Source organism: Knoellia sp. 3-2P3, from assembly GCF_029223115.1.
In the GTDB taxonomy this organism is placed as follows: Bacteria; Actinomycetota; Actinomycetes; order Actinomycetales; family Dermatophilaceae; genus Pedococcus_A.
Window position 1 is genome coordinate 24,612 of sequence record NZ_JARGZE010000001.1, and the last position, 24,823, is coordinate 49,434.

20 protein-coding genes are annotated in these 24,823 nt (G+C 73.2%); 6 read left to right on the forward strand and 14 right to left on the reverse strand.

All coding sequences use genetic code 11. The annotated features are described in order from the left end of the window. Positions 1 to 34 precede the first annotated feature (34 nt). From P0Y31_RS00145 to P0Y31_RS00165, 5 genes are read right to left on the reverse strand one after another with little or no spacing between them, the layout of a single operon-like run. Complete coding sequence (locus tag P0Y31_RS00145) at positions 35 to 2,824, reverse strand: sugar-binding protein (protein WP_275866071.1); 2,790 nt, start codon at positions 2,822 to 2,824, stop codon at positions 35 to 37. Between the two features lie 32 nt (positions 2,825 to 2,856). Continuing rightward, on the reverse strand, positions 2,857 to 3,684 hold the full coding sequence (locus tag P0Y31_RS00150) for a carbohydrate ABC transporter permease (RefSeq protein ID WP_275866072.1): 828 nt from the start codon (positions 3,682 to 3,684) through the stop codon (positions 2,857 to 2,859). After that, positions 3,684 to 4,529 (reverse strand): sugar ABC transporter permease, encoded by an 846-nt coding sequence (locus P0Y31_RS00155; RefSeq protein ID WP_275867041.1) that lies wholly within the window; start codon positions 4,527 to 4,529, stop codon positions 3,684 to 3,686. Before P0Y31_RS00155 ends, P0Y31_RS00150 begins: the two co-directional genes overlap by 1 nt. A gap of 59 nt (positions 4,530 to 4,588) precedes the next feature. After that, positions 4,589 to 5,947 carry an extracellular solute-binding protein gene (locus P0Y31_RS00160; RefSeq protein ID WP_275866073.1) on the reverse strand — a complete coding sequence of 453 codons (1,359 nt, stop codon included), beginning with the start codon at positions 5,945 to 5,947 and terminating at the stop codon, positions 4,589 to 4,591. Between the two features lie 40 nt (positions 5,948 to 5,987). After that, on the reverse strand, positions 5,988 to 7,106 hold the full coding sequence (locus P0Y31_RS00165; protein ID WP_275866074.1) for a PfkB family carbohydrate kinase: 1,119 nt from the start codon (positions 7,104 to 7,106) through the stop codon (positions 5,988 to 5,990). 130 nt (positions 7,107 to 7,236) lie between these two features. Between P0Y31_RS00165 and P0Y31_RS00170 the strand changes: the two genes are divergently transcribed. Both P0Y31_RS00170 and P0Y31_RS00175 read left to right on the forward strand, forming a co-directional pair. Next, a complete protein-coding gene (locus P0Y31_RS00170) occupies positions 7,237 to 7,998 on the forward strand; it encodes a DeoR/GlpR family DNA-binding transcription regulator (RefSeq protein WP_275866075.1) in 762 nt (253 codons plus the stop codon). Then, positions 7,995 to 9,335 carry a 6-phospho-beta-glucosidase gene (locus P0Y31_RS00175; protein WP_275866076.1) on the forward strand — a complete coding sequence of 447 codons (1,341 nt, stop codon included), beginning with the start codon at positions 7,995 to 7,997 and terminating at the stop codon, positions 9,333 to 9,335. Before P0Y31_RS00170 ends, P0Y31_RS00175 begins: the two co-directional genes overlap by 4 nt. A 25-nt stretch (positions 9,336 to 9,360) precedes the next feature. Here P0Y31_RS00175 and hemB read toward each other — a convergent pair whose 3' ends face one another. From hemB to P0Y31_RS00205, 6 genes are all read right to left on the reverse strand, one after another. Continuing rightward, positions 9,361 to 10,335: a porphobilinogen synthase gene (gene hemB, locus P0Y31_RS00180; RefSeq protein ID WP_275866077.1), complete on the reverse strand. Its 975-nt coding sequence runs from the start codon at positions 10,333 to 10,335 to the stop codon at positions 9,361 to 9,363. A 17-nt stretch (positions 10,336 to 10,352) separates the two neighbouring features. Then, complete coding sequence (locus P0Y31_RS00185) at positions 10,353 to 11,996, reverse strand: uroporphyrinogen-III synthase (protein WP_275866078.1); 1,644 nt, start codon at positions 11,994 to 11,996, stop codon at positions 10,353 to 10,355. Then, on the reverse strand, positions 11,993 to 13,054 hold the full coding sequence (gene hemC, locus P0Y31_RS00190) for a hydroxymethylbilane synthase (RefSeq protein ID WP_275866079.1): 1,062 nt from the start codon (positions 13,052 to 13,054) through the stop codon (positions 11,993 to 11,995). The genes P0Y31_RS00185 and hemC overlap by 4 nt, the downstream gene beginning before the upstream one ends. Beyond that, complete coding sequence (locus tag P0Y31_RS00195) at positions 13,051 to 14,361, reverse strand: glutamyl-tRNA reductase (RefSeq protein WP_275866080.1); 1,311 nt, start codon at positions 14,359 to 14,361, stop codon at positions 13,051 to 13,053. The genes hemC and P0Y31_RS00195 overlap by 4 nt, the downstream gene beginning before the upstream one ends. Then, the gene (locus P0Y31_RS00200; protein WP_275866081.1) at positions 14,358 to 15,041 is read right to left on the reverse strand and encodes a redox-sensing transcriptional repressor Rex; all 684 of its coding nucleotides are present in this window, start codon (positions 15,039 to 15,041) and stop codon (positions 14,358 to 14,360) included. Before P0Y31_RS00200 ends, P0Y31_RS00195 begins: the two co-directional genes overlap by 4 nt. Before the next feature lie 132 nt (positions 15,042 to 15,173). Then, positions 15,174 to 15,443, reverse strand: coding sequence for a glutaredoxin family protein (locus tag P0Y31_RS00205; protein WP_275866082.1), 270 nt, complete (start codon positions 15,441 to 15,443; stop codon positions 15,174 to 15,176). Between the two features lie 43 nt (positions 15,444 to 15,486). On the opposite strand from P0Y31_RS00205, the gene P0Y31_RS00210 reads away from it, so the two are divergent. The 3 genes from P0Y31_RS00210 to P0Y31_RS00220 all read left to right on the forward strand — a co-directional run bounded on the left by P0Y31_RS00210 (position 15,487) and on the right by P0Y31_RS00220 (position 18,523). After that, complete coding sequence (locus P0Y31_RS00210) at positions 15,487 to 16,332, forward strand: HAD-IB family hydrolase (RefSeq protein ID WP_275805186.1); 846 nt, start codon at positions 15,487 to 15,489, stop codon at positions 16,330 to 16,332. Positions 16,333 to 16,567: 235 nt separating this feature from the next. Continuing rightward, entirely contained in the window at positions 16,568 to 17,227 is a 660-nt protein-coding gene (locus P0Y31_RS00215; protein WP_275866083.1) for a sigma-70 family RNA polymerase sigma factor, read from the forward strand. Between the two features lie 120 nt (positions 17,228 to 17,347). After that, positions 17,348 to 18,523, forward strand: a complete 1,176-nt coding sequence (locus P0Y31_RS00220) for a DUF5667 domain-containing protein (protein WP_275866084.1) — start codon at positions 17,348 to 17,350, stop codon at positions 18,521 to 18,523. A 49-nt stretch (positions 18,524 to 18,572) separates the two neighbouring features. Here the strand turns inward: P0Y31_RS00220 and P0Y31_RS00225 are convergent, their stop codons facing one another. From P0Y31_RS00225 to P0Y31_RS00235, 3 genes are all read right to left on the reverse strand, one after another. Beyond that, on the reverse strand, positions 18,573 to 20,021 hold the full coding sequence (locus P0Y31_RS00225) for a 1-acyl-sn-glycerol-3-phosphate acyltransferase (RefSeq protein WP_275866085.1): 1,449 nt from the start codon (positions 20,019 to 20,021) through the stop codon (positions 18,573 to 18,575). Beyond that, complete coding sequence (locus P0Y31_RS00230; RefSeq protein WP_275805194.1) at positions 20,021 to 21,082, reverse strand: SDR family oxidoreductase; 1,062 nt, start codon at positions 21,080 to 21,082, stop codon at positions 20,021 to 20,023. The genes P0Y31_RS00225 and P0Y31_RS00230 overlap by 1 nt, the downstream gene beginning before the upstream one ends. Positions 21,083 to 21,269: 187 nt before the next feature. Then, entirely contained in the window at positions 21,270 to 21,368 is a 99-nt protein-coding gene (locus P0Y31_RS00235) for an AURKAIP1/COX24 domain-containing protein (protein WP_003792170.1), read from the reverse strand. A gap of 198 nt (positions 21,369 to 21,566) precedes the next feature. On the opposite strand from P0Y31_RS00235, the gene P0Y31_RS00240 reads away from it, so the two are divergent. Then, the gene (locus tag P0Y31_RS00240; protein ID WP_275866086.1) at positions 21,567 to 24,809 is read left to right on the forward strand and encodes a M36 family metallopeptidase; all 3,243 of its coding nucleotides are present in this window, start codon (positions 21,567 to 21,569) and stop codon (positions 24,807 to 24,809) included. Positions 24,810 to 24,823 lie beyond the last annotated feature (14 nt).

The window sequence follows — 24,823 nt, forward strand, 5'->3', positions numbered from 1 at the left end:
CGCCCCCTGCGTGTGTGCGGTGGTCGCCGCGAGGTCAGCGCAGCGGGACCCGCGACGCGAGGGTGCCGCCCGAGCCGTCCTCCCAGCCGACGAGCACCTCGGCGCTGCCGGACAGGGCACGCTCGAGTGGCACCGAGACGACGTCGGTGCCGCTGCTGACCGCGACCTCCCGCGCCCCCGCGGTGCCGTCCTCGTCGACGACGAAGACGTGGGCCGTGCCGGCCGCGTTGGCGTGCAGCCGCACGCTCACCGCGCCGTCGCGGTCGATCGCCTGGCGCACCCAGCCGCTTTCACCACGCTCGCTCGCCGGTCCGCCGGCCAGCGAGACGTTGATGTCCACGGCCTGCTCGAGGCTGGGCGGCGAGTCGAGCGAGCTGAGCCCCGAGAGCGGCACCACCGGCTCCGGCGCGGTGGTGGGCCGGCCGGCCGGGGGCGTGTAGCCCTCGACCTCGGCCTGTCCCCAGCGGTAGGGGTCGCCCTGGACTCCGCCCCACGTCGACCAGCCGATCCGTGTCTGGCCGGTCTTGTCCTGGGTGTCGGAGTCGTAGACGAACAGGTTGACCCCGAGTCGCTGCGGGTCGACCGCGCCGGGCAGCAGGGCCATGGGGATCGCCGTCTCCACGGTGTAGCCCTCGCCCTCGGTGACCTTCGAGGCGATCCGCATCCCCGGCGCCGTCTCCCCGCCCGGGCCCTGGTGGTTGTCGGCGTCGCGCAGGTGGCAGGGCCCGCCCTCAGCCGTCACGGGCAGGATCGCGGCCTTGAAGGTCGTCGAGGTGTTCTCCGACGCCCCGCGCGGGTCGAACGCGAGCTCCACGGAGTCGGTCCTCCAGTGCCGCTTGCAGTCGGCGGCGTCGAGCCTCGTGCCGAGGGTGTCGTCCGTGACGCTGACGAGCACGAAGAGGGTGTCGTCGCGCCACGCCAGCTTCGCCGTGGCGGAGCAGTCGGCCGCCGAGGTGCAGTCGCTGCCCTCCCATCGGCGCGAGATGTCGAGCGCCTCACCGGGGTACTCCCCCGCGCTGTCGACGCCGTCGACCGTCGGGGCGGCAGCGGCCTGCTCGATGGTGGTGCGCGGCACGAGCTCGAGGGCCGCCCTGCTGGTCGACGTGCCCGACGCCGAGGTCGTCCTGATCGTGTAGGCGTAGTCCCCGGCCGCCGCACCCGGCGTGCCGCCCTGGTTCGACGTCTTCAGCGACGCGTCGGTGTTCGTCACCGTGAACGTCACCGCGCCCTTCGCCCCCGGGGCCAGTGGCCCGTATGCCGCGGACGCCGGCTGCGCGGCGAAGCCCGCCGGGAGCTCCAGCGAGACGGCACCCGACTGGGGGGCGCTGCCGTTGTTGCGCAGGTCGACCCGGACCTCTCGGCTCTGGCCGGAGGCCAGTGTGAGCACCGGCGTGACCGACCCGCCGAGCTGGGGCTGACCCGCCTTCGCCGCCCAGGCCTCGAAGTCGGCGACCTGCGGCAGCAGCTGCTGGTTGGCCGTGACGGGAGCCACGACCTCGACGGCCCGGTCGGCGTAGCCGCTGCCCTGCTCCGTGGCGAGCGAGACGGCGACCCGGACGCGGTCGCCGACGGTGGCGCCGACCGGCGGCGTGACGGTGAACGTGCGGCGCACCGTGTCACCCTCCCCGAGCGTGCCGACCGCACCGCTGCCCGTGACGGCCCAGCCGCTGGGCACCGAGACGTCGAGCCCCACGCCGGTGAGGGACTCGCCCTCCGGGGCGGTGACCTCCACCACCGCCGTGAACGGCTCGCCGCCCAGCACGCCGAACCCCGACGTGCTGACCCGCAGCCCGGTCCCGAGCGGGACGGCTCCAGCAGGACGGGTGGTCGCCCCCGCGAGCGAGGCCGACGCCTCGGCCGCCGCCTGCGAGCCGGGCGCCGCGAACGGCACCCGGGCGTCGATCTGCTGGAGGAAGTCGCAGCCGATCGCATTCGGGTCGGACGGGACGTCCGGGAACCCCGCCCAGCCCTGCGAGGCGTAGACGCGCTGGGCCTCCCGCTCGACCGCCGCCCAGGTCTGCCCGGACTCGGCACGGTCACCGGCCCACACGCCATACAGGTTGGCCGTGGGGTCACGGCGGGTGAAGTCGCTGGAGCACGACGGGCCGGTCGGCGCCGACGCGGCCGAGCCGCGCATGAGCACCTTCGCCGGCGCCCAGGGACGCAGCCCCTCCTGCGTGATCTGCTCCGGGAAGCGGTCCGGGTCACCGGCCGCCGCATAGGCCTCGACGGCGAGGCGGGCCGCCTCCTGGTGGTTGCCGTGGTTGCCCGGCGACGGCGCCGGGTTCATCGTCGTGAGCACCTCGGGCCTGGTCTGGCGGATGACCCGCACGACCCTGGCGAGGGTGTCCTCGTGGTCCCAGACCTGCTGGGTGAGCGGGTTGCTCACGGTGTAGTAGAAGTCGACCTTGTCGAGGTTGAAGACGTCGGTGATGCCGGCCTTGGCGACGGCAGCACGCTCCTCCTTCTCCCGGAGCAGGCCGAGCGCGGGCCCCTCCTCCGGCCCGACGGCGTTGCCGCCGCCCTCGCCACGGGTGACCGTGACCACCCCGGTGCGCAGGCCGTTCTCCTCGCCCCACTCGCCGAAGGCCGACAGCAGGCCGGCCTCGTCGTCGGGGTGGGCGCCGATGAAGAGGGCGCCGAGGTCGACCGGCGTGCCCGCCGAGGTCGTGGCGTCCGGCGGAGCGGCCCCACCGCCTGAGCCCCCTGCTGCCGGGTGGGCAGCTGCCTGCCCTGCCCCGGCGAGGCCGAGCGCCGCTGCCGCGGCCACTGCCGCGACGGCGAGGCGTCGACCCCTCTCAGTCGTACGTGCCAGCCGGATCATCGTTGACCTCCCGTGGTGGTGTGGTGGTGCGATTACTCCCGGACTGCCCCCTCGAGCATCCCGGCGATGAAGTGCCGCTGCAGGAACAGGTAGAGCAGCACGACCGGCGTGGCGACGATGCACGCGCCGGCGGCGAGCAGGGTGAACCCCTGGGTGTACTGGCCCTGGAAGAAGGCGAGCCCGAGCGGCGCGGTGCGCAGCGACTCCGAGGTGACCATGACCAGCGGGATGAGGAACTCGTTCCACGTCCACATGAAGACCAGCACCGTCAGGGTCACGATGGCGGGTCGGGCCAGCGGCACCAGGACGCTCCAGAGGATGCGCCGGGTCGAGGCGCCGTCGAGCCGGGCCGCCTCGACGAGCGAGCGGCTGCTGGTGCGGAAGTAGGCGCGCATCCAGAACGTGCCGAAGGCCACCGACTGGGCCACCTGTGGCAGCACCACGGCCCACAGGGTGTCGGTCAGGCCGAGGGTGCGCAGGTCGAAGTACAGCGGCACGACCACCGCCTCGCTCGGCATCATGATCCCGAGCAGGAAGACGTAGAACAGCACGCCCGAGCCGGGGAAGCGCATGGTGCCGAACGCGAAGCCGCTCAGGATCGACAGCGTCACGCTGACCACGACGACCACCGAGGAGACGAGCAGGCTCGTGCGCAGGTAGGAGCCGAACCGGCCGTCCTCCCAGGCCCTGGCGAAGTTCTCCGGGTGCAGCCCCAGGACCCCCGGTCCCACCTGGCCGCCCGCCGCGTCGTCCGGGCCCAGGGCCGCCGCGACGATCGTGAGGATCGGGTAGAGCGCGAACACGGCGAAAGCGATGAGGATGGCGTAGTTGGCGAGCCGCTCACCCCTGCTGACCCTCATCAGCGCTCCCGCTCGGCGATGCGGGTGATCCCGAAGGAGATCGCGAAGATCACCAGGGTCAGCACGACCGCGACGGCAGCAGCCGACCCGACCCGGCCCTGCTGGAAGGCCCGGTTGTAGACCTCGAAGGACGGCACCGACGTGGAGGTGCCCGGCCCGCCCCGGGTGGTGATGTAGACGAGGTCGAAGGTGCGCAGCGCGGCGATGACCGTCAGCGTCAGGGCGACCGCGATCTCGCCGCGCACCGAGGGCAGGGTGACGGCGAGGAACTCCCGCACCGGACCGGCGCCGTCGAGCCGGGCCGCCTCGTAGAGCTCGCCGGGGATGCGCCCCATCCCGGCGAGCAGCAGCACGGTCACCAGGCCGATCTCGAACCACGTGCCGATGAACCCGACGGCGGGCAGCGCCGCGGTGTAGTCGCCGAGCCAGCCGCGGGCCAGGGAGTCGAGGCCGACCGCGCTCAAGAGGTCGTTGACGCTGCCGTCGGGGGCGTACAGCCGCCGCCAGGCCACACCGACCACCACCATGGCGACGACCTGGGGCAGGAAGACGACCGTGCGGAAGAACGGCAGCCCGCGCACCCGCGCCCGGTTGAGGATGGAGGCCAGGCCGAGACCGACGACCAGGGGCAGGACGGCGTAGAAGAACACGAGCACCAGCGCGTGGCCGAAGGCCGCCCGCAGCGCCGGGTCGGTGACGACCTCGGCGTAGTTGTCCAGCCCCGCCCAGGTGGCGAGCGTGTTGCCGTTCCAGTCGTAGAACGAGATCTGGACCGCGCGGCCGAGCGGGTAGAGCAGGAACGCCGCGTACACCAGGAACGCCGGCAGCAGGTAGAGGTAGGCGATCCTGCGCGGCTCACCCGGCGGCCCGGTGCTCTTCGCCCGCGCGCCACTCACAGGTCGGCTCACTGGTTCGACGACACGAACCCGCTGTAGTCCTTCTCGAGGGTGTCGAGGAACTCTTCGGGCGTGGCCTTCTTCGCGAGGAGGTCCTGCAGCGCCGCCCCGATGGTGTCGGCCATCGTCGGCGTCGCGTAGTCGAGGTAGGGCACGAGGGCGTCCTTCTCCACGGCGGTCCCGAAGGCGCCGAAGACGTCCTTGGCAAGCGCGTTCGGCGCCTCCTGCTCCGCCGTGTCGGCGATGGGCAGGTTGTCGTTCTTCGCCAGCACCCCCATGGCATCAGGGCTCGTGATGAAGTTGATGTAGGCCGCCGCGGCGTCGGGGTGCTTGCTCTTGCTCGAGACCGCCCACGGGATGCCGGTACCGCCGGTCGCGGCCGGGCTGCCGGAGGCCGACGGGGGAAGCACGAACGTCACGTCGTCACCCATGGCCTTGCCCAGGTCGGCCTGGAGCCAGGTGCCGGCGATGAGGTAGGCACCGGTGCCCTTCGAGAACGCCTGCCAGGCCGGGTCGTAGCCCTGGCCGTTGACGTCCTTGGAGAAGTAGCCCTTGTCGACCCAGTCGACCAGGGTCTGCGCGGCCTTGGTGTTCTCGGGGCTCTTCCACGAGCCGCCCTTCTGGCCGAAGCCGAGGGTGCGGATGGCGTCCGGCTGCACGTTCTGCGCCTGCACCGTGCCGAAGACGTGGATGGCCGGCCACTTGTCGAGGTTGCCCAGCACCAGCGGCAGCTCGCCCTTGCCCTTGAGGGTCGCCAGGCTCTTCTCGAACTCGTCCCAGGTCTGCGGCATGGTCACGCCGGCCTTCTCGAGCTTGGCCTTGTTGACGAAGATGCCGACGACCTCCCCGACCTGGGGCAGGCCGTACAGGCTTCCGGTGCCGAAGGTCTTGCCGTCCGGGGAGTACGACGAGTACTTGCGCACCGACTCGGGGTAGCGGTCCTTCCAGCCGTACGCGTCGGCATACCGGTCGAGCGGGAGCAGCTGACCGGCCTGGACGAACGAGCCCATCTGGGGGCGGCCGTTGTTGGCCTGGAACAGGTCCGGGGGCTCGTTGCCCGACAGGGCCAGCTTGAGAGTCGTGTTGAGGTCGTCGGTCGAGCGCGAGACCCGCTTGAGCTTGATGTTCGGGTACTTCTGCTGGAACTGCTGGTTCAGCTCCTCGATCTGTGCCTTCTGCCCGCCGCGGATCTCCTGGTCCCAAACGGTGAGGGTCACATCGCCCAGCTTCGCGGGGTCGGTGGTGACCTGGCCGGTGGGCGCGGCGGACTGGCCGCTGTCGGAGTCGGAGCCCGGCGTGCAGGCGGCGAGCGCGACGGCGCCGATCAGGCCGGCTGCGGCCAGCAGGGTGGTGGGTCGGCTCCTCATGACAGCTCCTCGGGTCGGTCCAACAGGCAGGTGTCGTTCATCAGGTCTCCCCGACGTCAGCATGGCGGGCAATCGTCGCACTCGCCCGTCGCCCCACACCCAGGGGGACGGCCGGGACGAGGTCGTCGAGGAAGGCGTAGCGACGCAGCATCGACCGGTGGTAGGAGCTCGAGTCGGCCCTGGCCCGCTGCTGGGCCCACCAGTCGGCGAGGTCGCCCCACCCCGGGGCGGCGAGCGAGCCGCCGAACTGCTGGACGGCCAGCGAGGAGCAGAGGGCGGCGAAGGCCAGGCGCTGCTGCAGGGGCCAGCCGGCGATGGTCCCGAGCACGATGGAGGCGCCGAAGACGTCGCCTGCGCCGGTGGGGTCGAGCGCCGAGACCCGCAGGGCGGGCACCACGGCCTCCTCGCCCGTCGAGGAGTCGATCGCCATGGCGCCGTTCTCGCCGTTGGTCACGATGGCCAGCGGCACCAGGTCGGCCAGGGCGTAGAGCGCCTCGGTGGGGGTGCCCGAGCGGGTGTAGGCCATGGCCTCCCCGGCGTTCGGGAGGAAGGCGTGGCACACCTGCAGCTGGTCGAGCACCTCGCGCGGCCACCTGCCCGTGGGGTCCCAGCCGACGTCGGCGAACACCAGGGCCCCGTCGTCGCGCGCCATCTGCACCCAGGTCGGCTCGTCGTCGCCGACCAGCCCGTCGGGCTCCCCGAGGGAGGCCATGACGGCACGCGCACGAGGGGGCCGGCCGATCAGCTCGGTGGCCCCCATCGGGGCGGGGTGCCCGTGGCTGACCATCCCCCGGTCGCGGTGCACCGCCATCGAGACGGTCACCGGCGAGTGCCAGCCGTCGAAGCGGCGGGAGCGGCTGAGGTCGATGCGCTCGGAGTCGCTCAGGGTCTCCCAGCAGAAGTCGCCGTAGGCGTCGTCGCCGAAGGCGGCCGCAAGGGACGTGCGCAGGCCGAGCCGCCGGGCGGCCACGGCCAGGTTGGCGATCCCGCCGGGGCAGGAGCCCATCCCGTCGGCCCAGATCTCCTCGCCGCCCTCGGGCAGCCGCTCGAGGCCGGTGAAGATGATGTCGAGGAAGACGGTGCCCCACACGAAGACGTCGAAGTCAGGCTCACCCGGGGCGCGCAGGGACGCCAGCGGGTCGTACACCTGCTCGGCCACTCGTCTCCCCTGTCGTTACGCCTCTGCGGGCCCAGAATGCACCGCTGGCGCGCGCCTGACAAGCAGAAGCGCACACAAATGCGCAAGATTGTGCGTGCAGTGCGCACGATTGCGCGTTAGGTTGCCTCCCATGCGGGTACCCCGGCAGCGGTCCATCCTGGGCCGGCTCACCTCGCAGGGGATGGCCACCACCGAGGAGCTGGCCGGTCTCTGCGGGGTCAGCGCGGCGACGGTGCGCCGCGACCTCATCGAGCTCGAGCGCGCAGGCGCCCTGCGCCGCGTGCACGGGGGCGCCGTCGCCGTCGACGGCCCCGACGCCGACACCGCCCGCGGCTTCGCGGAGGTGGCGGCAAGCGACGCGGTCGACAAGCAGGCGGTCGCCGCGCGCGCCGCCGCGCTCGTCGAGGACGGCGACTGCGTGATCCTCGACATCGGCACGACGACGATGATGCTGGCCAGCGCCCTCCGGGGTCGCCCGGTCACGGTGGTCACCGCGAGCCTGGCCGTCCTCGACGTGCTGCGCGACGACCCCGCGGTCGAGCTCGTCCTCCTCGGCGGCATGGTGCGCCGGACCTACCACTCGCTCGTCGGCGCGCTGACCGAGGACGCGCTGCGCCAGGTGCGCGGCCGCCACGTCTTCCTCGGCGCCAGCGGCGTGCGGGGTGACGGCACCGTGCTCGACACCACCATGGTCGAGGTGCCGGTGAAGCGCGCCCTGTTGCGGGCGGCCGACCGCTCGGTCCTGCTCGTCGACCGGCACAAGTTCCCGGGCACGGGCTCGCTGCGCGTGTGCGGTGCCGGAGAGGTCGACACCATCATCACCAACCGGGGCGCCGACCCCGACACGATCACCGTCTGCCGGGAGGCGGGCACGGAGGTGCTGTACGCATGAGGCTGGCCATGCTGGGCGGCGGCGGGTTCCGCACGCCCCTCGTCTACGGCGCCCTCCTCACCGACCGGCACGACCGCCGGGTCCGCGAGGTCTGGCTCCACGACGTCGACGCCTCCCGGCTCGACGCCATCGCCCGGGTGCTCGCCGAGATGGCGGCCGGTGCGGACGACGCCCCGGCCGTCCACACGACGACCGACCTCGACGAGGCGCTCGCCGGCAGCGACTTCGTGTTCTCCGCCATCCGGGTGGGTGGGCTCGAGGGACGGACGGCCGACGAGCGGGTGGCCCTCGACCTCGGGCTGCTCGGCCAGGAGACGACCGGCCCGGGCGGGATCTCCTACGGCCTGCGCACGGTGCCGGTCGCGCTGCACGTGGCCGACAGGGTGCGCGCGCTCGCCCCCGACGCCTGGGTCATCAACTTCACCAACCCGGCCGGGATGATCACCGAGGCGATGCAGTCGGTGCTCGGCGACCGGGTGGTCGGCATCTGCGACTCCCCCATCGGGGCCGCCCGGCGGGTGGCCACGACCATGGGCGTCGACCCGGCGGCGACCACGGTCGACTACGTCGGCCTCAACCACCTCGGCTGGCTGCGGGGGGTTCACCACCAGGGCCGCAACCTGGTGCCGGCCCTGCTCGAGGACGACCGGCGCCTGGCCACCACCGAGGAGGGCCAGCTCTTCGGGGCCGAGTGGCTGCGCACGCTCGGTGCCCTCCCCAACGAGTACCTCTACTACTACTACTTCACCCGCGACGCGGTCGCCTCGATCGGCGGCAGCCCGCAGACCCGTGGCGAGTACCTCGTGGAGCAGCAGCACGCGTTCTACGACACCCTCGCCACGCGGCCCGCCGATGCCCTGCGCCAGTGGGACCGGGTGCGCATGGAGCGCAACGCGACCTACATGCGCGAGGCCCGCGCGGAGGGCGAGGAGCGCGACGAGCAGGACGTCCAGGGCGGCGGCTACGAGGGGGTGGCCCTGGCCATCATGGCGGCCATCTCGCGCGGGGAACCGGCCACGCTCATCCTCAACGTGCGCAACGGCTCCACGGTCCCGGGCCTGCCGGACGACGCCGTGGTGGAGGTTCCGTGCACGGTCGACGCCGACGGCCCCCGCCCGCTGCCGATCAGCCCGCTCACGGGGCATCCCCTCGGGCTGGTGCAGCAGGTCAAGGCCGTCGACCGGCTCGTCATCGAGGCGGCCACAACGGGCTCGGAGCGCCGCGCCGTGCAGGCCTTCGCCCTCCACCCGCTCGTCGACTCGGTCACCGTCGCCCGAGACCTGCTGCGCGGTTACCGCGCGCGGATTCCCTTGGTCGACAGGGTCTTCCGGCGCTGACGCGCAGACCCGGTATGCCGCCCGCTCAGCGGAGCAGCGCGGCCGCCTCGAGCGCGTAGTAGGTGAGGATGATCTGCGCGCCCGCACGCCTGATGCCGAGCAGCGACTCCAGGATGGCCCGCTCGCGGTCGATCCAGCCGTTGGCCGCCGCCGCCTCGATCTGCGCGTACTCCCCCGAGATCTGGTACGCCGCGACGGGAACCGGCGACATGTCGGCGGCCGTGCGGATGATGTCGAGGTGCGGTGTCGCCGGCTTCACCATGACGATGTCGGCGCCCTCGGCGATGTCGAGCTCGATCTCGCGGACGGCCTCGGTCGCGTTGGCCGGGTCCTGCTGGTAGGTCGTGCGGTCCCCCTCGAGGGAGGACTCCACGGCCTCGCGGAACGGGCCGTACAGGCCCGAGGTGTACTTCGCGGCATACGCCAGGACGATGGTGTCGGTGAAGCCGGCGGCGTCGAGCGCCTCGCGGACGTGGCCGACCTGGCCGTCCATCATCCCGGAGAGGCCGAGCACGTGCGCGCCGGCACGGGCCTGCGCGAGGGCCATCGCGGCATACCGCTCCAGCGTCGCGTCGTTGTCGACGCGACCCTCACGGTCGAGCACGCCGCAGTGGCCGTGGTCGGTGAACTCGTCGAGGCACAGGTCGGCCATGACGACGGTCTGGTCACCGACCGCCTCGACCACGGCCTCGATGGCGAGGTTGAGGATGCCCTCGGGATCGTCGGCACCGGAACCCGTGGCGTCCTTCTCCTCGGGCACGCCGAAGAGCATGATGCCGCCGATGCCGGCCTCGACCACCTCGCGCGCGACGTCGACCAGTGACTCGAGGGAGTGCTGGACGACCCCGGGCATGGCGCCGATGGCCACCTGCTCGCGGGCCCCCTCCTTGACGAAGACGGGCAGCACCAGCTCGGCCGGGTGCAGCCGGGTCTCGGCGACCAGGCGCCGCACCGCCGCCGACTGGCGCAGCCTGCGCGGACGGACGACCGGCCCGGGCACGCCGGGGCGCGGTGACACTACTTGGCCCGGCGCCGCGAGGCGGCCCGCTTCGCGCTCGGGCGCACGACCGGCTCGCCCGCCTCGGCGGCCGCGGCCGCCAGGCCGAGGCCGTAGTCGGCGAGCGCGTCGACCAGCGACTCGGCCGAGGCCTCCGGCGCGAGGACGTCGACCCGCAGGCCGTGCTCCTCGGCGGTCTTGGCCGTGGCCGGGCCGATGCAGGCGATGACCGTCGAGGGGTGCGGCTTGCCGGCGATGCCGACGAGGTTGCGCACGGTGGACGACGAGGTGAAGACCACCGCGTCGAACTGGCCGCCCTTGATGGCCTCGCGCACGGGCGCGGGCGGCGGGGCGGCGCGCACGGTGCGGTAGGCCGTCACGTCGTCGACCTCCCAGCCCATGTCCTGCAGGCCCGCGACGAGGGTGTCGGTGGCGATGTCGGCCCGCGGCAGGAAGACGCGGTTGATCGGGTCGAGCACCTCGTCGAAGGGCGGCCACGCCTCGAGCAGGCCCTGGGCCGACTGCTCGCCGGTGGGCACCAGGTCGGGCTCGAGGCCCCACTCGCGCAGCGCACGCGCCGTCACGCCGCCCACAGCGGCGATCTTCAGGCCGGCGAAGGCCCGGGCGTCGAGGCCGAACTCGGCGAACTTCTCGCGCACGGCCTTGACCGCGTTGACGGACGTGAACCCGACCCACTCGTAGCGACCCGTCACCAGGCCCTTCACGGCCCGCTCCATCTGCTGCGGCGTGCGCGGCGGCTCGACGCTGATGGTCGGCACGACCTCGGCGGTGGCGCCGTAGGACGCCAGGCGCGTGATGGTCGAGCCCGACTGCTCCTTGGTGCGGGGCACGAGGATGTTCCAGCCGAAGAGCGGCTTGGTCTCGAACCACGACAGCTGCTCGCGCAGGGCCACGGTCGGCCCCACGACGGCGAGGGCCGGGAACTCGACGCTCTTCATGACCGTGGCGACGTCGCCGAGGGTGGTGGCGTGCGTGACCTGGCGGATCGTGGTGCCGCGCTCGGTGAGCGCCACCGGCGTCTCGGCCGCGCGGCCCGCGTGGAGCAGCTTGCCGAGAGCCTCGGCCAGGTCGTCGGGGGCGCCCAGCAGGACGACGGTGACGTGGTCGGACACCGATGCCGCCCAGTCGACCTTGCGGTCGTTGGCCGCGATGACGTGCACGGCCTGCGACGTGCTCGAGGTCAGCGGCACGCCCGCGTAGGCCGGAACAGCGGACACCGCGCTCACGCCCGGCACGACGTCGAAGCCGATGCCCGCCTTGTGCAGGGCCAGGGCCTCCTCGGCCAGGCCGTTGAACGTCGCTGGGTCACCGTCCATCAGGCGGACGACGAGGCCACCCTTGGCAGCCTTGGCGGCCTTGACGACGAGCTTGGCCCGCATCGCGTGGGTGAGCGGCTGGCCGTGGTCGCCGTGGCCGGCGTCGACGACCTCGACACCCGCGCGGCAGTGTCGGGCCACGACGTCCTCGCGGCTGAGCTGGTCGATGACGACGACGTCGGCGGCGGCGAGGTAGTCGACCGCGCGCACGGTCATCAGCCCGGCGTCGCCGGGTCCCGCGCCGACGAAGGCGACCCGGCCCGGCTGGCGGCCGGCGGGCTTGGCGGTCTGGGTGGTGGTGGCGGACTTCGAGCGCGTGGGGCTCACGTTGCACGCTCCGTGGCGGTTGGTTCTGGACGGGAGTCTTCGGGGGCGGCGAGCGGAGGTGTGGCTCCGGTCGCCTCGGCTGGGTCTGGGTCCCAGTGGCTGTGCGTGGCCGCTGGGGGCCGCTCCTCGGGACCTGTCAGGTGTTCGGCGCCGTCCTCGAGGAGGACTGCCGCGAGCCTCGTCCCGAGGCGCTCGGGCTCCTCGACCGGCCCGACGAGGGAGCGGCGCAGCTCGGTGGCGCCGTCGATCGACCCGACGAACGCCCGGAGCGACAGCTCCAGCCCGTCCTCGCCCTCCACGACCTCGGCGAGCGCACCCACCGGGGCCGAGCAGCCTGCCTCGAGTGCGGCCAGCACGGTGCGCTCGGCGGTGACGCAGGCCCGGGTGTCGGCGTCGTCGATGCCGCGGAGCAGCGCCACCAGGGCGTCGTCGTCGGCTCGGCACTCCACGGCCAGGGCACCCTGCCCGGGGGCGGGCAGCATCTGCAGCGGGTCGAGGGTCTCGGTGACGACGTCGAGGCGACCGAGCCGGGCCAGGCCAGCGCGGGCGAGCACCACGGCGTCGCAGGCACCCGAGCGCGTCAGGCCGATCCGGGTGTCGACGTTGCCGCGGACGTCCTTGAACTCCAGCCCCAGGCCGAGGGCCGCGAGCTGGGCCACGCGGCGCGGCGACCCGGTGCCGACCACCGAGCCCGCGGGCAGCTCGCCCAGGGTCAGGCCGTCACGGGCGACCAGCGCGTCGCGCGGGTCCTCCCGCGGCGGGATCGCGACCACGACGAGGCCGGGCTCCGGGGCGGTGGGCAGGTCCTTGAGCGAGTGGACGGCGAGGTCGACCTCGCCGGCCAGCAGGGCCTTGCGGATCGCGGCGGCGAAGACACCGGTGCCGCCCAGGGTCGTCAGGGGTGCGGCGTTGACGTCGCCCTCGGTGACGATCTCGACGAGCTCGACCTGGTGGCCCCGGGCGCGCAGGAGGTCGGCCACCCACCCGCTCTGGGTGGTGGCGAGAGCGCTGCGACGGGTGCCGAGGCGCAGCGTGCGCGTCGTCGTGGGGGCGGTCACGGCAGGCCACCTCGCTCGGGCGGCGGCACCGACACGGCGGCCGTCTCGTGGGGGGCGAGGTCGAACAGCTCGCGCAGGGCCTGGGCGTAGTCGTCGCCGTGGCCGCGGGTCGCACGCTCCTTCATGCGCACCGTCGGCGTGTGCAGCAGCTTCTCGACGATGCGGTGCACCGCGCGCTGCACCTCGTGGCGCGTGGCGTCGTCCATCGCGGGCAGCCGCTGGTCGAGGCGGCCGAGCTCTCGCTCGACGACCTCGGCGGCACGAGAGCGCAGGGCGGCGACGGTCGGCGCGACCGACTCGCCAGCCCGGGTGGTGAGGTAGGCCGCGACCTCGGCGATGACGAGGTCGGCCACCTCCTGCACCTGCGGCGAGGTCTCGCCGGCGCTGAGCTCCTCGCCGAGGACGGCCAGCCCGGCGACGCTGACGTTGCTGAGCGAGTCGACCTCGGGGGCCACGTCGTGCGGCAGCGCGAGGTCGATGTAGACCTGCGGACGGCCGCCGCGGGCCACCTGGGCGTCGCCGGCCAGGCCGAGGTCGACCACGACTCCGGTGGAGCCGGTGCAGGAGATCACGACGTCGGCGGCGGCGACCGCCTCGCGCAGCTGCGAGAGGGGACGTGCCGTGCCGCCGATGCGCTCGGCCAGCCGCTGCGCCTTGCTGGCAGTGCGGTTGGTGACCACCAGGGCGGCGCAGCCGTAGCGCGCCACGGTGGTGGCCGCCAGCGAGCTCATGCCGCCGGCGCCCACCACGAGGACCTGCTGCTCCGGCAGCGGCCCGAGCTCGCGCTCGACGCGGGCGATGCCGGCCTCGACCAGCGAGACGCTCACCGAGTCGATGCCCGTCTCGGCGTGGGCGCGCTTGCCGACCCGCAACGCCTGCTGGAACAGGCCGTTGAGCGAGGTGCCGGCGTGCCCGGCCCGCTGGGCGGCCCGCAGGGCCGAGCGCATCTGCCCGAGGATCTGCGCCTCGCCGACGGCCATGGAGTCAAGGCCGCAGGCGACCGTGAAGGCGTGGGCGATGGCGCGGTCCTCGTAGTGCACGTAGAGGTGCTCGCGCAGGTCCTCGCGGTCGACGCCGCAGGCGTCGACGAGGCTGTCGGTGATGTCGGTGACGGCGCCGTGGAAGGTGTGCGCCTCGGCATACACCTCGGTGCGGTTGCACGTGGAGACGACGATGGCCTCCGAGACGTTGTCGCGCCCCACGATCCGCGACGCGAGGTCGGCGCGGGCGGAGTCGCCGAGCGAGACCGCCTCGAGGAGGGGCAGCGGCGCGGTGTGGTGCGAGAGGCCGAGGACGACGAGGCTCACGGGACCACCGCCTTGCGCAGGGCGGCGGGCTCGGCGAGCGCCTTGCGCTGCTCGTGGAAGGCGAGGATCTGCAGCTCGGTCGACAGGTCGACCTTGCGCACGTCGACACCGTCGGGCACCACGAGCACGCAGGGCGCGAAGTTGAGGATCGAGCGCACCCCGGCCTCGACGAGGGCGTCGCACACGGCCTGGGCGGAGGCCGCCGGCGTGGCGATGACGCCGATGGCCAGGCCCTGCTCCGCCACGAGGGCGCCGAGCTCCGTCATGGGCTGCACGACGAGGCCGGCGATCTCCTGGCCGACGATGCCGGGGTCCTGGTCGAGCAGCGCGACGACCCGGAAGCCCCGGGTGGCGAAGCCGCTGTAGGCCGCGAGCGCGTGGCCGAGGTTTCCCATGCCGATGATGGCCACGGGCCAGTCCTGGGTGAGGCCGAGCTCGCGGGAGATCTGGTAGGCGAGGTGGTCGACCTCGTAGCCGACGCCGCGCACACCGTAGGAGCCGAGGTAGGAGAGGTCCTTGCGGAGCTTGGCCGAGCGGACCCCGGCGGCGGCCGCGAGCTCCTCGGAGGAGACGGAGGTGATGCCTCGCTCTGCGAGACCGGTCAGTGCACGGAGGTACTCGGGCAGCCGCGCAACCGTGGCGTCAGGGATGCCGCGACGGGCGCTGGGGTCGGCAGACAAGGGGGTTCTCCGGCTCCTCTCATGCGAAAGAGCCCGCGCCTGGCTGGAGCGGACGGGAGCACCGTCAGGTTACGCGGTTGTGAACCGATGCACAAAGTCACAAGCACCCGGCCACCAGCGGGGTGAGCCAGGTCACTGGCGGCGGGCCAGGGCTGCCCTCAGCCGGGTCTCGTCCACCCTCCAGTAGTCGTGCTGGCGGCCGTCGACGAGCGTGACCGGGATCTGCTCCCAGTACTCCTCGGCGAGCGCCGGGTCGTCGGTGATGGACCGCTCCTCCCAGCCGACACCGAGATCCGCGGCCACCCGGGCGATGACCGAGCGGGCCTCGTCGCAGAGGTGGCAGCCGGGTTTGCCGATGAGGGTGATGCGCGCGCGGGGCGCGGGTCCGTCGTTGGCTGCCACACCCGCACTGTATGCCGCGCAGCAGGGGCCTAGGGTTGTGCCCATGATCGAGTACGGCCCGGACGGGGAGGTGGTGGCCGAGGCGGCCACCGTGCCCTCCGAGCCGCCCGCCTCCCTGCCGGCTCGCACCAGCACGGCCGCCTTCTTCGACCTCGACAACACCGTCCTGCAGGGGGCGAGCATCTTCCACCTCGCCCGGGGGCTCTACCGGCGCGACTTCTTCACGACCCGCGACATCGCCGCGATGCTGTGGAAGCAGGCCAGCTTCACCCTCGTCGGCGAGAACCTCGCGCACGTGGCCCAGATCCGCGAGCAGGCCCTCGGCTTCATCGCCGGGCACTCGGTCGAGGAGATCGGGCGCATCGGCCGCGAGGTCTACGACGAGGTCATGGCCGACAAGATCTGGCCGGGCACCCGGGCCCTGGCCCACCGCCACGTCGAGTCCGGCCACGACGTCTGGCTGGTGACGGCCACCCCCGTCGAGGTGGCGACCGTCATCGCCGACCAGCTCGGCCTCACCGGGGCCCTCGGCACGGTGGCCGAGAGCCTCGACGGCGTCTACACCGGGCGCCTCGTGGGTGAGCCGCTGCACGGTCCCGCCAAGGCCGTGGCCGTCCGTGCCCTGGCCGCCGAGCGCGGCTACGAGCTGTCCGAGTGCTCGGCCTACTCCGACTCGGCCAACGACATCCCGCTGCTGTCGCTGGTGGGCCATCCGTGCGCGGTCAACCCGGACGCGCGGCTGCGGCACCACGCCAAGGCCCACGGCTGGCAGGTGCGCGACTTCCGCAACGGTCGCAAGGCGGCGAAGGTCGGCATCCCCGCAGCGGGGGCGACCGCGCTGGCCGGCGCCCTCGCGGCCGCAGCCTCTCGTCGCCGCGCCGGCCACTGATGTGACCGGGGTCTCCTGACATTTCCGGAGATTTCGTGGAAACTGGCCGGCGGAGGTGGGCCGTATCCGCATGCCAAAGAGCCGTCATGCCGCGAGTGCTGTCGCGGCATGCCGTGCTGCCCTGGGGACGCTGGCACCCCTGCCTGCTGGGTCAACGATCCCTTCGCCCCTCGGTTACGGCCCTGCCGCCGGCCCCCGTGGGAGCCGCCACGGCCTGCCCGAGGCCACTGCCCAGATGCTGGGCTCGCTGCGCCAGCTCCTCAGCGTCGCCGAGGGTGCCGGCGCCGGCCGCGGTCCCGGCGACGGCGCCTCCCGTGCGGGCTTCGCACCGGGCACCGCCCCGCAGGACTTCGAGCGGGTCTCGGCGCTGGTCGAGCTGGCCCAGGGCGGTGACGCCGAGGCCTTCGGACTGCTCTACGAGCGCTACGTCGACGTCGTCTACCGCTACATCTACGTGCGCGTGGGCAGCGCCCACCTGGCCGAGGACCTGACCTCCGAGACGTTCCTGCGCGCGCTGCGCCGGATGGACTCCTTCTCCTGGCAGGGACGTGACATCGCGGCGTGGTTCATCACCATCGCGCGCAACCTCATCACCGACAACGCCAAGTCCGCCCGGTTCCGCCTCGAGGTCACCACCGCCGACATGCTCGACGCCGACGAGCAGGTCGACGCCCCCGAGTCCGAGGTCCTCCAGCGCCTGCGCGACACCCGGCTCATCGAGGCGGTCAAGAACCTCAAGCCGGAGCAGGCCGAGTGCGTGGTCCTGCGCTTCCTCCAGGGCCTGACGCTGGCCGAGACGGCGAAGGTCCTCGACAAGACCGAGGGCGCCGTCAAGCAGCTCCAGCTGCGCGCCGTGCGCGCCCTGCACCGGGAGCTCGCCGATGTGGACCTCTAGGCCGGTCGTGGGCGCCCGAACCGCCGCCCGGTTCCGCTACGAGCCGGAGCGTAACCTCCGTGCGGGTGCGTCGTTCTCATGGCGTCACACGTCCACAGAGCCGGGGGAGGAGACATCGGCATGCTCGTGAACCGTCGCGCGGCGGACCGGCTCCAGCGCGCCCTCGAGGGCGGGCAGGCCACCGATGCCGAGGCCGCCCGCCTGACCCGCACCGCGCAGGCCCTGGCCTCCGTACCCGTGGGCGCGGGCGCCCCCCGGCCGGAGTTCGTCGAGCAGCTGCGGGAGCGCCTGATGGCCGAGGCCGCGACGCTTCCGGTCGCCGCCCGGTCCACCGGGGCGCGACGCACCGAGTCCCCTGGCCGCCGCGGCGGACCCGTCGTCGTGGTGGTCGGGCGCGGGCTGCCCCGCGCCCTGGCCGGCGCTGCCGCCTCGGCGCTCGTGGTCGGCGCCGTCGTGGGCGTGGCCTCCCGCAGCGCGATCCCCGGCTCGGCGCTCTACCCCGTCAAGGGCTGGCTCGACTCGGTGGCCGTGCAGATGGCCGGCTCCGAGCTCGACCGGGGCCGGACCCACCTGGCCCAGGCGGAGGAGCACATCGCCGACACCCGCGAGCTCACCGACCGCCGCGTCGAGGACGCCGACCCCTACATCGAGGCGCTGCAGCAGGCCGTGCTGGCCGTCCGCGCCGCGCAGCGCGAGCTCGGCCGGGCATACGACGAGACCGGCAACCCGCAGGCGCTCATCGCGCTGCGCGACTTCACCTCCCGGGCCAAGCCGCAGGTGGAGGCGCTGCGGCCCGAGGTGCCCGCCGAGGCGCTTCCCGTGCTCGGGGAGCTCGAGTCCCTGCTGACCGACACCGAGCAGGCCGCCCTGCGCCGACTGGCGGCCTGCGCACCCACCTGCGTGACGCTCCAGGAGATCGGCGTGAGCCCCTCCGACCTGCCCTCGCTGGGCGCCCCGGCCATCGGGTCGCCGACGCCCTCGCGGGTCGTTGGCGGCATCACCGTGCCGGGCACCGCGATCACCGCCGACCCCGACGGCGTCCAGCCGGCCCCGGGCGTCACAGCAGGGTCGGATGGCGTCACCATCGGTGACGGCGGCGGCGGCGCCACGCTCTCCACGGATGGGGCCGGCATCAACGGGCCGACGCTGTCCGCCTCCGCCACGCGCCTGCCCGGCGTGAGCGCGACCCTCCCCTCGGTCGGCGTCACCAGCGACGGCGCCGGGGCGACCGTGCCCGACACCACGCTGGGCAGCGTGACCCTGCCGGGGCTGACCGCGACCGTGCCGCTCCCCTAGGCGCGACGAGCCGCGAGGGCGCCCCCGGCCGGACGGCCGAGAAGAGGACCTAGAAGAAGACCGACCGGCGCTGCATGAGCAGCGAGTAGAGGGTCTGCTGGATCGTCTCGCGGACCTGGTCGGTGAGGTCGAACACCAGCATGGGGTCGTCGGCGGCGGCCGCTCCGAGGTCGGCGGTCTCGACAGGCGAGCCGAACTCGATGATCCACTTGCTCGGCAGCGGCACGAGCCCGAGGGGGCCGAGCAGCGGCCACGTCGGGGTGACCGGGGCGTAGGGGGCACCGATGAGCCGGGCGACGGTCTTCATGTTGCCGATGATCGGGTAGATCTCCTCGGCGCCGACGATCGAGCAGGGGATGATCGGCACGCCGGTGCGCAGGGCAGCCGAGACGAAGCCGCCGCGGCCGAAGCGCTGGAGCTTGTAGCGCTCGCTGAACGGCTTGCCGACGCCCTTGAACCCCTCGGGCCAGACGCCGGCCAGCTCCCCCTGCGACAGCAGCCGCTCCGCATCGGGGTTGGCGGCCAGGGTGGAGCCCGAGCGGCGCGCCATCTGCCCGATCACCGGGGTCTGGAACACCAGGTCGGCGCCCAGCATGCGCAGGTGGCGGTGGGCCGGGTGCTCGTCGTGCACCGCCACCTGGGTCATGAGCGAGTCCATGGCGACGGTGCCCGAGTGGTTGGCGACGACCAGCGCGCCGCCCTCGGCCGGGATGTTGTCGATGCCGCGCACCTCGACCCGGAACCACTTCCGGTACAGCGGACGCAGCAGGGGCAGGTAGGCGTGCTCGGTGAAGTCCTCGTCGAAGCCGAACTCGTCGACCCGGTAGTCGCCGGTCAGGCGGCGACGCAGGAACGACAGCGTCTCGGCGACGCGACGCTCCACGTCCTCGGGCGACAGGCCGGTGGCCTCGGCAGCCACCCGCATCGCGGCGACACCCGCCCGCAGGAGCTCCTCGACGCCGGGGGCGAGCGCGACATGGCTCGAGCGCGGCGTCGGCGTCTCGAGGTGAACCGTCTCGTCGGGCACGGCCGTCAGCGGTGGGCGCGTCGGCGGGACCGCTGCGACCGGACGCGTCCCCGGCCGCCGGCCGCCCGCGCTGCCTCGCTTCGAGCTCGCGGTGCGGGTACCCGACTTGGCCACGGCCTTCTTGCTGGGCACGGCCTTGGCCACGGGATGCGGCCGGTGCGGCTTGCGCTGCCGGGCCGCCGCGGGTGATGCCTTCGGGGCCCTCGCGGCGGGCGCTGCCGGTGCCGCCGGGTCAGGCTCCGCAGCGGGCGGCACGACGCCGAGCGCCGGACGCTCGGGCGCCGGTGGCAGCAGCGGCGTGCGGCGCCGCTTGGCCCGCTCGCCGCTGGCGCGCGCCGCCCCGGCTGCCAGGGCGCCACCCGCGGCCTTGCGGGACGTGGCCGACGCGCCCGCCGCTTTCGCGGACTTCGCGGACTTCACCGCCGACTTCCTGGCCGGGCGCTTGGCCCCGGCACCGCCGGTCGACGCCATCAGTCATTCCTCCCCGGGGCACGCACGTGCCCGATCGCGTGGACGGCGGTGCCCGCCACGCCCGTGACCGCGGACCCCACCAGCGAGCCGACCGCGCTGACTCCCGGCAGCACCGGCCCGACCCCGCGCGCGAAGTCCTCGAAGGCCGCCCGGGTCGTGAAGCGCGGCTCGAAGCCGAGCACCTCGCGCATGCGCGTGGTGTCGAGGCCCCGGCCGAAGGCGAGGAACTGCAGCTGGTCGGCCGAGAAGTCGGCGAGCCCCGAGCGCTTGAGGGTGTTGCCCAGCATCCCTGCGGCCAGCCGCGGCACGGGCAGGAGGGGCCTACCGGCGATGCCGGCCGCCTGGGCGACCGTCAGGACGCCGTCTCCGGCGATGTTGGTGATGCCCACGCTGGGGCCGGTGGTGGCGCGCAGCAGCGCGCTGATGGCGTCCTCCTCGTGCACGAACTGGAGCCGGGCGTCGTAGCCGAACGGGACGGGGATCACCGGCAGGCTGAAGTAGTCGGTGAGCGACGTGCGGATGCCGGGGCCGATGATGTTGGCGAAGCGCAGCATCGTGATCTCGGTGTCGGGCCGGCGCCGGGAGAACCCGCGCACGTAGCCCTCCACCTCCACCGAGTCCTTGCCGAAACCCGCGCGGGGCAGGGACTTCGGCCCCATGTCCTCGGTGAACATCGCGGGGTCTCGCGGGCTCGACCCGTAGACGGCCGCGGAGGACTTCACCACGAGCCGGCGCACGCTGGGGGCCTTCTGGCACGCAGCGAGCAGCTGCATGGTGCCGATGACGTTGATCTCCTTCTGGGAGCTGCGGCCGCCGGCGTGGGTGGGCGTCGCGATCACGTTCATGTGCACGACGGTGTCGACCTCGGCCTGGGCGATGATCTTGCCGATCATGGGGTTGCGGATGTCGGCGCGCACGAACTCCGCGCGTCCGATGTCGTGGGGAGGCGGGATGACGTCGACGCCGATGACGCGGCTGACCGAGGGGTCGGCAGTGAGGCGTCGGGCGAAGTGGCCGCCGAGGTAGCGGGAGACGCCGGTCACCAGGACGACATCGGCCACCGCTCACCCCTCTCGCCATGTTGGTCGGAACTGCCGGTCAGGTCCGTGCCAGCCTAGCGAGGCCAGCACCGTGGCGGCACCAGAGGTAGGCAGGCTCACACCGCGACGACGGTGGCACCAGGACAACGGGCACGACGACAAGGCCCCCGCCGTTGAGGGCGGGGGCCTTGGCCGGGACCTTCAGGTCCTACTTCTTGTTGCGACGCTGGTGGCGCGTCTTGCGAAGGAGCTTGCGGTGCTTCTTCTTCGCCATGCGCTTGCGGCGCTTCTTGATGACAGAGCCCATAGTCGTCCTCGCGTGTGTGTGGTGTCGTGTTGCCGGACGGGGCAACGAGCTACGCACCACGCCGAACAGTGCGGGTCACTCTACCGGCCTCCCGTCGCCCAGCCCAAACCGGGCCGGCGCCGCAGGCATAACCAACGGCCGCCCACGTCGTTTTCCGGGCATCGGGCCGACGGTGCCCGCACCACGACAGGAGCAGCGGTGAACAGATCGCGCACGCAGCTGACCGCACTGGGGGTGTGCCTGCTCTCGGGGGCACTGCTGGCCACCCCCGTCGCCACGGCCACGGCCTCGTCGGCCACCCCGGACGCAGACCCGGTGCTCGCCGGGCTCGGCGACTCGGTGTCCGAGCTGGCCCGGACGCTGGACACCAGGGCGGTCGAGGAGGCGGTCGTCCCCAGCGCCGCCACCACGAAGGCGCTCACGTCCCTCCTCGCCGACTCGGGCAAGGGAGCCCGGGCGACCTGGGACGAGCGGTTCGGCACGCTGCGCTCGCTGCGCGGCCCGGCTCCGCTGACCGCGGCGCGGGAGGGCTCGGCAGCCGACATCGCGCGCGCCTGGGTCGCCGACAACGCCGCCGCCTTCGGGCTCGGCGCCACGTCGGTCGGGGCGCTGAAGGTGGTCCGTGACCACACCCTGCCCGGCACGGGGACCCATGTCGTCAGCCTGGTGCAGACCGCCGGCGGCGTCGCCGCCGCGCGGGGCGGGCGCCTCAACGTCGCCGTCACCAAGGACGGCCGGGTGCTGTCGTATGCCGGTGACCCGACGCCCGGCGACGGCCTCACCGGCGGCTGGGTGATCGGCGAGGCCGGGGCGGTGCTCAAGGCCGCCGGAACCCTGGCGCCCGGAGTGGCCTACGCGCCCAAGGCGGACGGCACGCAGGCCGGCTACACCACCTTCGCCAAGGGACCCTTCGGTGGCCCGTCGTACGCGAAGAAGGTGACCTTCGGGACGAAGGCCGGTGCGGTCGCGGCATACCGGGTGTACTTCATCAAGAGCCCGACGGAGGCCTGGGAGGTCATCCTCGACGGGACCACCGGCAGGGTGCTCTACCGGGCATCGGTCGTGCAGCACGAGGACGACCCGCAGGGCACCGTGTACGACAACTACCCGGGGGCGGCGAAGGGCGGCACGCCCCGCCAGCAGTCCTTCGGGCAGACCGCGCAGTCGCCGAAGGGCTGGGTCGACCCGACCGGGATCGTCGGCACCGGTGTGACGACGTTCGGCAACAACGCCGACACCCACGCCAACTGGTCGAACTTCATCGGCCCCGTCGACAGCGCGCCGCGGCCCGTCTCGCCCACCGGCAACTTCTCCTACGTCTTCAAGGACGCCTGGCAGCAGAAGGAGGGCGCCACCGTGCCGCCGTCCTACGCCGAGGACCTCGAGCCGGCGGCGACCAACCTCTTCTTCCAGCACAACCGGATCCACGACGACTACTACGCGCTCGGCTTCACCGAGACCGGCGGCAACTTCCAGGTCGACAACGGCGGCAAGGGCGGTCTGGGCGGCGACCCGATCAAGGGCCTCGTGCAGGCGGGGGCAGCATCCGGCGGCTCGCCCACCTACACCGGGCGCGACAACGCCTACATGCTCACCCTCGATGACGGCATCCCGCCGTGGAGCGGCATGTTCCTGTGGGAGCCGATCAACGACGCCTTCGAGGGGCCCCACCGCGACGGCTCCATGGACATGAGCGTCATCCAGCACGAGTACAGCCACGGCCTGTCGAACCGCTACGTCGCGGGCGGCAGCGCGCTCGGCTCGCACCAGGCGGGCTCGATGGGTGAGGGCTGGGGCGACTGGTACGCCCTCAACCACGCCCAGAAGACCGGCCTGGAGCTCACGCGGGCGGTCGTCGGGGCGTACGCCACGGGCAACGACAACCGCGGCATCCGCAACTACGACTTCAACAAGAACCCCAACACCTTCGGCGACATGGGCTACGACCTGACCGGCCCGGAGGTGCACGCGGACGGCGAGATCTGGACCGCGATCCTGTGGGACCTGCACAAGGCCCTCGTCGCGCGCCACGGCCTGGCCGAGGGTGCCGAGGTCGCGGCGCGGCTCGTCACCGACGCCATGCCGCTCATGGCCCCGGACCCGTCCTTCCTCGACGCCCGCGACGCCATGCTGACCGCCGACCTCGACCGCTACCACGGTGACAACACCGACCTGATGTGGTCGGTGTTCGCCAAGCGCGGCGCCGGCGCCTCAGCGGTCTCGGCCACCGGCGACGACACCGACCCGACCCCGGCGTTCGACCACCCCGCAGCGGCGAAGAACGGCACCGTCGCGCTGACCCTGGTCAACGCCAGCACCGGCCAGAAGATCCCGAACGCCAAGGTCATCCTCGGCCGCTTCGAGGCCCGGGTCAGCCCGCTGGGCAGGACCGGGTCGACCGGCGGGTACTCGGTCAAGGCGGTGGCGGGCACCTACCCGCTGACGATCCAGGCGCCCGGCTTCGGCACCCAGACGATCGAGGGCTTCTCCGTGGCGGCCGGCAGGAACGCGGCCCGGACGGTCTCCCTCGCCCCGAACCTCGCCTCGACGGCCGCGGGGGCGAGCATCGTGTCGGCCTCCAGCCAGGACGACGGGTCGCCGGCGAAGTTCGCCTTCGACGACACGGCGGCGTCGGTGTGGTCGACGAAGGCGGGGGACGCGGCCTACAACGCCGGCCCCGACCAGCGGGTGACGGTCAAGCTGGCCGCGCCGGCCACGGTGTCGTCGCTGCGGGTCAGCGCCTTCAAGGCCACCAACGCCTCGCGCTTCGCGGCGCTGCGGGACTTCACCTTCCAGACCTCGACCGACGGCGTCACCTGGACGACGGTGAAGAAGGGCGGCTTCGGCTACGAGGCGCCGCGGCCCACGGCGGCGGACCTGAACTACCGCACCTTCGCGCTCGACAAGCCGGTCCAGGCCTCGTACGTGCGCTTCTTCGTCGACTCGGTGCAGGGCGACACGACGACCTACGCGCAGGTGGCCGACATCCAGGTGTTCGGTTCGGGCGCCTCGGTGGCCAACGGCTCCGTGACGCCCGACCCGGACTACACCGACGCCGGCACCATCACCGCCCCCAACCCCGCCGCGGGTGACCCGACCGGGCTGGCGAACGTCTTCGGCGTGACCGGCACGGAGATGAACACGGCGTGCACCTTCCCGCCCGCCTCCCAGGGCGCGGACGCCTGGGTGACCAAGTTCCCGCTCGGCTTCTCCGACGGGCTGCACTCGGTGACGGTGAAGGGCACGAGCGACGCGGACGACAGCCTCGGGCACGACCTCGACCTGTACTTCCTCGACAGCGAGTGCCAGCTGACCGGGGCCGCGGCCTCCTCGGCGGCGGACGAGTCGGCGGTCATCCCGCCGGGCTCGGTCTACCTGGTGACCCAGCTCTACACCGGCGCCGAGGTGGCGGTCGAGGTGCGGGCCGTCGACAACCGCTGAGGCGGGGGCCGACA

Excerpts from the sequence above, each read along its gene's own strand:
- P0Y31_RS00145 (WP_275866071.1), bottom strand. The coding sequence starts at position 2,824 with ATGATCCGGCTGGCACGTACGACTGAGAGGGGTCGACGCCTCGCCGTC.
- P0Y31_RS00150 (WP_275866072.1), bottom strand. The coding sequence starts at position 3,684 with ATGAGGGTCAGCAGGGGTGAGCGGCTCGCCAACTACGCCATCCTCATC.
- P0Y31_RS00160 (WP_275866073.1), bottom strand. The coding sequence starts at position 5,947 with ATGAGGAGCCGACCCACCACCCTGCTGGCCGCAGCCGGCCTGATCGGC.
- P0Y31_RS00170 (WP_275866075.1), top strand. The coding sequence starts at position 7,237 with ATGCGGGTACCCCGGCAGCGGTCCATCCTGGGCCGGCTCACCTCGCAG.
- P0Y31_RS00175 (WP_275866076.1), top strand. The coding sequence starts at position 7,995 with ATGAGGCTGGCCATGCTGGGCGGCGGCGGGTTCCGCACGCCCCTCGTC.
- P0Y31_RS00210 (WP_275805186.1), top strand. The coding sequence starts at position 15,487 with ATGATCGAGTACGGCCCGGACGGGGAGGTGGTGGCCGAGGCGGCCACC.
- P0Y31_RS00215 (WP_275866083.1), top strand. The coding sequence starts at position 16,568 with ATGCTGGGCTCGCTGCGCCAGCTCCTCAGCGTCGCCGAGGGTGCCGGC.
- P0Y31_RS00220 (WP_275866084.1), top strand. The coding sequence starts at position 17,348 with ATGCTCGTGAACCGTCGCGCGGCGGACCGGCTCCAGCGCGCCCTCGAG.
- P0Y31_RS00225 (WP_275866085.1), bottom strand. The coding sequence starts at position 20,021 with ATGGCGTCGACCGGCGGTGCCGGGGCCAAGCGCCCGGCCAGGAAGTCG.
- P0Y31_RS00235 (WP_003792170.1), bottom strand. The coding sequence starts at position 21,368 with ATGGGCTCTGTCATCAAGAAGCGCCGCAAGCGCATGGCGAAGAAGAAG.